The following is an 8,048-nucleotide window of genomic DNA, read 5'->3' as shown; positions in this document are numbered from 1 at the left end:
CTAAAGGCCCACCGTGAAAATGGACTTTACGTGCCCTCCCCGACGGAGATTCCTTCTAAAAAGTCGCCTTATTTGTTATATTGTGCTTATTGATCACTCACCTCTGCGGTGCCAAAAAGAATAATATTCACCGCGACCCAGGAAGATGAAATGCTAGATTACCGCTTCCCGACAGCTTTGCAGATGGTTCTCAGCGTAGCGATGGCGGAGCAGTTGGGTGAACGTTCGACCAGCGCGATCCTCGCCTATGGCCTGGAAGCCAATCCGAGCTTTATCCGTAAACTGATGGTTCCCCTCACGCGCGACGGCATTATCGTCTCGACGTTGGGGCGCAACGGATCCATCCACCTTGGCCGCCCAGCTGATAAAATTACCCTGCGCGATATCTACGTCTCCGTTATTGAAGACAAAAAGCTGTGGGCTTCGCGCCCTGACGTCCCGGCCCGCTGCGTGGTCAGCGCCAACGCCTGCTGGTACTTCAAATCCATCGCCGACGAAGCCGAGCAGGCATCGCTGAACGTGCTGGCCCGCCATACCGTGGCAAGCGCGCTGGAAAAGGTCAAAAAAGGCGATATCAGCGGCTGCCTGCCGCTGTTCGAAGCTGACGATCTTGCCAAAAAAGCGCACTAAATCCGGTACTCCGGCCCCCTTAAATAGTAAAAAACCGCCTTCACTGAAGGCGGTTTTTTTATGCTACAAAGGCTGCTCACAACGTCAGGAGGGCTGAACTTCCGCTGCCGGCTTGCCGCGCGCTACGAACTTGCGCAGCGTGACGTAGAACACCGGCGTCAGGAACAGACCGAACAGCGTCACCCCTAACATCCCGGAGAACACCGTGATCCCGGTGACACCGCGAACCTCCGCGCCCGCACCGTGTCCCAGAATCAGCGGAATAGTCCCGGCGATAAAGGCAATCGAGGTCATCACAATTGGACGCAGACGTAGGCGGCAGGCCTCCAGAGCGGCCTCGACGATCCCTTTCCCCTGCATCTCCAGCTCGCGGGCGAACTCGACGATCAGGATGGCGTTCTTACAGGCCAGCCCCATCAGCACCACCAGCCCCACCTGTACGAACACGTTATTATCCCCACCGGTTAGCCAGACGCCGAACAGCGCGGAGAGCAGGGTCATCGGTACAATCAGGATCACCGCCAGCGGCAGCGTCCAGCTCTCATACAGCGCCGCCAGCACCAGGAACGCCAGCAGCACCGCGACCGGGAAGACGATCATAGCCGTATTGCCCTGCGTGGCCTGTTGGTAGCTGAGGTCCGTCCATTCAATATTCATCCCGTTCGGCAGCACCTGCTTAGACATCCCGGCCAGCATCGTCATCGCCTGAGCGGACGACAGCACGCGCGGATCGGCATCACCGATCAGGTCCGCCGCCGGGTAGCCGTTGTAGCGGATCACCGGGTCAGGCCCGTAGGTGGTGGTGATATTCACCATGCTGCCAATCGGCACCATCTCACCCTGACTGTTGCGGGTGCGCAGATTACCGATATCCTCCACGCTCTCGCGGAACGGTCCGTCGGCCTGAGCCATCACGCGCCAGGTGCGGCCAAACTGGTTGAAATCGTTCACGTAGGACGATCCCAGATAGGTCTGCAGCGTCCCGAACAGGTCGGTCAGCGACACGCCCTGGGCCTTGGCCTTATCGCGATCCACCTGCACATCCAGCTGCGGAACATTGGCCTGATAGGTGGAGATCGGGAAGTGCATTCCCGGCGTTTGCATAATCGCACCCGACATGGTGTTAACCGCGGTTTGCAGCGCGCCGTAGCCCAGACCCGCCCGGTCCTGAATATAGAGCGAGTAGCCGGAACCCTGGCCCAGCCCCAGAATCGGCGGCGGCAGGATCGAGAAGCCGAACCCCTGCTGCAGCTGCGCGATCTTAGCGTTAATCTCGGCGTTAATTTCCGCCGCGGTGTGCGTACGCTGATCGAACGGCTTCAGGCCGAAGAAGACCGTACCGGTGTTCGGCGTATTGGTAAACTGCAGCGCGTTGAGCCCCGGGAACGCCACCGCATAATCTACGCCTTCGGTGTTCATGCCGATCTCGCTCATTTTGCGGATCATCGCATCGGTTCGCGCCAGCGAAGCGCCTTCCGGCATCTTCACGCCACCAATCAGGTACAGCTTATCCTGGGTCGGAATAAATCCGCCGGGCACGACTTTAAACATCACCCCAGCGGCGCAAAGCAGCAACAGATAAACCACGAACACCGACCCGCGGCGGCCAAGGGTTTTCGCGACCAGCCCCTGATAACCGTTAGAGCTGCGGTTGAAGAAGCGGTTAAACGGCCGGAACAGCCAGCCGAACAGCCTGTCGATAAGCCGGGTCGGCATATCTTTCGGCGCGCCGTGCGGCTTCAGCAGCAGCGCCGCCAGCGCCGGAGAGAGCGTCAGCGAGTTAATCGCCGAGATCACCGTCGAAATCGCGATGGTTACCGCAAACTGCTTGTAGAACTGCCCGGTCACGCCGGAGAGGAAGGCCATCGGCACGAATACCGCGCACAGCACCAGGGCGATCGCGATAATCGGCCCGGAAACCTCGCGCATCGCCTGGTGCGCCGCCTGCAGCGGCGCCAGCCCCTCTTCAATATTACGCTCGACGTTCTCCACCACCACGATGGCGTCATCCACCACGATCCCGATGGCGAGCACCAGCCCGAACAGGCTCAGGGTATTCAGCGAGAAGCCAAGCAGATAGAGAATGCTGAACGTCCCTACCACCGACACCGGCACGGCAATCAGCGGGATGATTGACGCGCGCCAGGTTTGCAGGAACAGAATCACCACCAGCACAACCAGCACCACCGCTTCCAGCAGGGTTTGCACCACCGCGCGGATGGAGTCGCGCACGAAGACCGTTGGGTCGTACGGCGCCGCCCACTTCATATCCTCCGGGAAGCGCGTCGACAGCTCGTTCATCTTCGCGCGCACGGCGTTAGAGAGGTCGATGGCGTTTGCCCCCGGCGACTGGAAGATACCAATCCCAACCGCGTCTTTATTATTCAACTGGGAGCGCAGCGCGTAGCTGCCGGAACCCATCTCAACGCGCGCCACGTCGTGCAGGCGCACCACCGATCCGTCCTGGGCCGTTTTGAGGATGATATTTCCGAACTCCTCCTCGGTATGCAGGCGTCCCTGGGCGTTAATCGAGATCAGGAAATCGCTCTCTTTCGGCAGCGGCTCGGCGCCGAGCTGGCCGGCGGAAACCTGCACGTTTTGCTCCTGCATCGCCGCGACGACGTCAGACGCGGTCAGGCCGCGCGCCGCCACCTTATTAGGGTCCAGCCAGACGCGCATCGCGTACTCGCCGGAGCCAAAAATCTGAATCTGGCCGACGCCTGGCAGGCGCGCCAGCTCATCCTTCACCTTCAGCGTGGCGTAGTTACGCATATAGAGCGAATCGTACTTGCCATTCGGTGAGAACAGATGCACCACCAGGGTGAGCGTGGGAGACTGCTTCTGAGTGGTGATCCCGAGGCGGCGAACGTCCTCAGGCAGGCGGGCTTCGGCCTGCGATACCCGGTTTTGTACCTGAACCTGCGCCTGGTCGGGATCGGTACCCGGGCGGAAGGTCACCGTGGTCACCAGCACGCCATCTGAGCCGGCGACGGATTTCATGTACATCATGTTTTCAACGCCGTTGATCGCTTCTTCCAGCGGCGTCGCCACGGTTTCCGCGATAACCTTCGGGTTGGCGCCCGGATACTCCGCGCGCACCTGCACGCTCGGCGGCACGACGTCAGGATATTCGCTGACCGGCAGCAGCGGAATCGCGATCAGCCCGGTGACGAAAATCAAAATCGACAGCACCGCGGCAAAAATCGGCCTGTCGATAAAAAAGCGGGAAAAGTCCATACGACGGATTCTCTGGTAAGGGATCAGTTAAGGGCGGTGCTGGCGGTCATGGCAACGGTTTTCGCGTTAACCGGCATGCCCGGCATAAACACTTTTTGTAAGCCGTCTACGATGACTTTATCGCCGGGGTTGAGGCCCTGCTGCACGATGCGCAGGCCCGCCGCCAGGCGGCCAGGCGTGATATCACGACGCTGCGCTTTACCATCTTTATCAACGATATAAACGTATTTACGGTCCTGATCGGTTAATACCGCCTTGTCATCAATCAGCATGGCGCTGAACTCGGCGCTGCCCGGCAGGCGCACGCGGGCGAACAGTCCCGGCGTAAACAGGCGCTGAGCGTTATCCAGCACCGCGCGCATGCGGATCGTACCGGTACTCGGCGTGAGCTGATTGTCGAGGAAATCCACTTTGCCCTGGTGGGGATAGCCCTCCTCTCCGACCAGGCCAATTTCTACCGGCAGGGCCAGATGGCTGCTGGACGCCCCCTGCCCGCTGCGGGCAAGGTTTTGATAGTGAAGATAGGTTGATTCATCCACGTCAAAGTAGACGTACACCGTCTTCTGCGACACCAGCGTGGTGAGCACGCTGGCACTGTCGCCCGCAGTGACGAGGTTGCCGCTGGTGATCAGCGCGCGGCTGGCGCGGCCGTCGATAGGCGCGGTCACTTTGGTAAAATCAAGATTCAGCTGCGCCGCGTCAACCGTCGCCTGCGCTGCCCGCATATCGGCCTGCGCCTGGACGGCGGCCGAGCGCCGCTGCTCCCACTCTTCGCGGGAGACCACGTTGGTGTTTACCAGCTTGTCGGTACGGCCGGCTTCGCTGCGCGCCAGGCTGGCCTGGGTTTTGCTGCGCGAAAGCTCCGCCTGTGCCTGCTCGAGCGCGGCGCGGTAGGTTCTGTCGTCGATGGTGAACAGCACCTCGCCCTTTTTCACTTCCTGGCCATCGGTGTAGTTCACCTTGTCGATATAGCCGGAGACGCGCGGGCGCAGCTGGACGCTCTCTACCGCTTCGATGCGGCCGTTGAAGCTGTCCCACTGGCTGACGGGCTTAACCACGACGTCGGCGGCGCTGACGGCAGGCGCCTGCGGCGCGGCATTTTGCGCGACGCCGTTATCGCATCCGGCAAGCAGCGCCGCGAGCAGCGCCGTCCCCAACAAACGCCGATGAAAGTTAACCCAAGGTTTTTGCAGGCTCATTATTTTTATTCCGCTGGTTGTTGTTGCCGCCGAACAAGACGCCGCGGGGGACGCAGCGCCACTTCCTTTGTTCGGGCTGGCTGGAGGCCATTTGTGTCGCTCATCGCCACAAAATATGTATCAATTACGAATACACTATCGCGGCGATTGTAGGGAGGCACTAAATTAAGTGCAAGAATAATTGTTGCACTTAATGTGCTATTCGCGAGAGTGAAGTATGACCATTTGTTAAGGTCCGTTGTTTTTTCTGGCTTTACCGCAACCGCTCGGCGCCTTCAGGGCCGTTTCGCTGCCCCAACCCCCCACTGAATCTACCACCGGAGAGAGCCGGCGGCATTGGATGAAACCCTAAGAGCCCCACCGCGTATGCCCTGCGGCCATTTTGTACCTGCATTCCTGCGGGACAATTTCCCTGATTCCAGTTAACCTTGTGACCCATTGCAGAAAACATCGCACTTACTGAGCAATGACATGATTTTGACCCGGATGGAACACGATGACTGTCCCGTATTATCAGTACGAAAAGTGTCTGAAATAAGGTATAAAGCCGCATGAAAATCCCAAACAGAATCCAACCTCTGGTCGATGACGGCCTGATAGACGAAGTGCTTCAGCGGCTGAAAAGCGGTAAAGAAGCCGACGTTTACACTGTTTTATGCGGTGATAAGATCCAGTGCGCCAAAGTGTACAAAGAGGCGGCACAGCGCAGCTTTAAGCAGGCCGTGCAGTACCAGGAAGGGCGTAAGGTCCGCAATTCGCGAAATAACCGCGCGATGCAAAAGGGCTCAAAGTTCGGACGCAAGCAGCAGGAGGAGACCTGGCAAATGGCCGAGGTCGACGCCCTGTTCCGGCTGGCTAACGCCGGGGTTCGCGTACCTCAGCCCTATATCTGCATTGACGGCGTATTATTGATGGAGCTTATCACTGACGCCGAGGGCGCGGTGGCCCCGCGCCTGAGCGATGTCGCCCTGACGGAAGAGGAAGCCGTTGCTGATTTCGCGACCATGATCCGCAATATCGTGCGCATGCTGTGCGCCGGTCTTGTTCACGGTGATTTGTCGGAGTTCAACGTCCTGCTCGATGCGCAAGGGCCGGTGATTATCGACCTGCCGCAGGCGGTAGATGCCGCGGCAAACAACCACGCGCAATCCATGTTCGAACGCGACGTGAATAACATCACCGCCTACTACGGCCAGTTCGCCCCTCAGCTCTTAAAAACGCGCTATGCGAAAGAGATATGGATGCTGTATGAAGATGGAAAATTAACGCCGGAAACGCCGCTAACCGGCCTCTTTGTTGAAGAGGTCCACGCGGTCGATATGGACTCACTGATGGATGAAATCATCGCCGCGGAAGATGAGTTCTATGACCGCCAGCGCGCCGCCAAAGAACGCGACGACGAGTAGATGTAGGCCTTTGCGCTGCCGCACGGCAGCCCAGGCTAAGGGGCAGACAGGCGCTTAGCCGCGCATCTCCTCGCAGACGGGCCCGGCAACTGGGTCCGTCTGGCCCTACAAATCCAGCGGCAATCCACCCGCCGCAAGATCCCGACAACACCGTCAGCTTAAACACCGCCCCGAAGATACGCCTTCCCTTTCCACCCCCGGCATACTTTTGAACAGCATAGTAACGCCTGAATGCTGGTTACCGCGCCGAACCGCGCCACCAACGTGCCTGCCTGGCCCCGGATTGCGAAAGATTATCCTCATTAAAATCAATAGCAATATGCGCAGAACCGCCGTTTAAAGCAAAGTGCGATCGGCGTCAAGGTTATGACATTACGCCTGTTCTATGTTTGTTCATATGTTCATATACCATTAAAATGTTCACAGCCAATAAAGCGCTTCCTGCACCTGGCGTAACCGCTTAGTCCACACCTTAACCCCCGCTCTTTGAGGAGGCAGTGATATGACAGCAACGACCGAATTGTATCCTTCGGCGCACATCGCCGAACTTTTCTTCCCGCTGGCCGGCGATGAAAACGCCGTTTTACAGGTCATCCACGAAATCGCCGGCATCGGCTATTATCGGGGTTTTGAAACCGGCATTATCCATCGCCCGGAAATCGCGGCAAACATTCGCAATCTCGCTGAACGGCAGCGCCTGAAGGTCACCCAGTGGCTGACCTTCGAACTGCTCAAGGATCATCTCAACCTCAGCAGCCTCGACCGGGAGCTGCGGGAGAAATCCATTCGTCGCGCCTGCGAGCTGGTGCACCTGGCGGCCGAATGCGGCACCAGCAAACTGTCGCTGGTGAGCGGCGGCGATCCCGGCGACGCGCGCCGGGAAGAGGCCAAAAAGGGCTTTGGCGAAGCGCTGGTACGCATTGGCGAAGTCGTTGGCCAGTATGACAACATGCTTTTACAGGTGGAGCCGCTCGACCGCTTCGCGCATAAATGTCAGCTGATTGGCCCAACGGACGAGACCGTGGAGTGGATGAAAGCGCTGCGCCCTGACTGCCCGAAGCTCTATCTCGCCTGGGACAGCGCCCACGTCTCGCTGAATCAGGAAGATCTGGCGGAATCGCTGGCGCTCGCCGCGCCGCTGATCTCACAGCTGCATCTGGCAAACGCCATCCTCGACCCGCAGGCCGAGGGCTACGGTGATTATCATATGAAGTTTGGCGAACCGGGGTTCCTCACCACCGCGTCAGCGGCGCACATCATCCGAACCGCAATGAGCCTTGCGCTGCCGAAGGAGCTCGGCCCCATCTCCCTTGCCGTCGAAATGCGCACCACCGAGCAGGACGACCTGTGGGATAACGAGCGCCAGTGCCGCGAGTTTCTGCAGAGCGCCTGGCGCGAGGCGCAGCGCTGATAGCGACGCCTGAATAGCAAAGGGGCCATAAAGGCCCCTCAGACTGCTGACTAACCCCACTTTTTTAGGTGGGGTTCTTCTTTTCTAGCGACCGCAGGTCGCGATCGCTATATTTTTCCATGACCTCGCCATTTGAACATTCAGCTCGCTCAAGGCGGTTTTCGG

The 8,048-nt window shown here is 59.0% G+C and carries 5 protein-coding genes; 3 read left to right on the top strand and 2 right to left on the bottom strand.

The features are described 5' to 3' along the window. Nucleotides 1-150 precede the first annotated feature (150 nt). The gene (locus GVK32_RS28015; RefSeq protein ID WP_159874087.1) at nucleotides 151-630 is read left to right on the top strand and encodes an Rrf2 family transcriptional regulator; all 480 of its coding nucleotides are present in this window, start codon (nucleotides 151-153) and stop codon (nucleotides 628-630) included. Between the two features lie 84 nt (nucleotides 631-714). Here the strand turns inward: GVK32_RS28015 and oqxB are convergent, their stop codons facing one another. Beyond that, nucleotides 715-3,867: a multidrug efflux RND transporter permease subunit OqxB gene (gene oqxB, locus GVK32_RS28010; protein WP_159874085.1), complete on the bottom strand. Its 3,153-nt coding sequence runs from the start codon at nucleotides 3,865-3,867 to the stop codon at nucleotides 715-717. 23 nt (nucleotides 3,868-3,890) lie between these two features. Continuing rightward, nucleotides 3,891-5,066, bottom strand: coding sequence for an efflux RND transporter periplasmic adaptor subunit (locus GVK32_RS28005; protein WP_159874083.1), 1,176 nt, complete (start codon nucleotides 5,064-5,066; stop codon nucleotides 3,891-3,893). 551 nt (nucleotides 5,067-5,617) lie between these two features. On the opposite strand from GVK32_RS28005, the gene GVK32_RS28000 reads away from it, so the two are divergent. Both GVK32_RS28000 and GVK32_RS27995 read left to right on the top strand, forming a co-directional pair. Continuing rightward, nucleotides 5,618-6,472 (top strand): PA4780 family RIO1-like protein kinase, encoded by an 855-nt coding sequence (locus GVK32_RS28000; RefSeq protein WP_045857838.1) that lies wholly within the window; start codon nucleotides 5,618-5,620, stop codon nucleotides 6,470-6,472. A gap of 502 nt (nucleotides 6,473-6,974) precedes the next feature. After that, nucleotides 6,975-7,883, top strand: coding sequence for a sugar phosphate isomerase/epimerase (locus GVK32_RS27995; RefSeq protein ID WP_159874081.1), 909 nt, complete (start codon nucleotides 6,975-6,977; stop codon nucleotides 7,881-7,883). Nucleotides 7,884-8,048: the final 165 nt, after the last annotated feature.

The sequence above is a fragment of the Klebsiella sp. 18074 genome (genome assembly GCF_902705905.1).
GTDB lineage: Bacteria > Pseudomonadota > Gammaproteobacteria > Enterobacterales > Enterobacteriaceae > Klebsiella > Klebsiella terrigena.
Note: the sequence above shows the minus strand (reverse complement) of the source record. Positions and strands in the feature narration are given on the sequence as shown.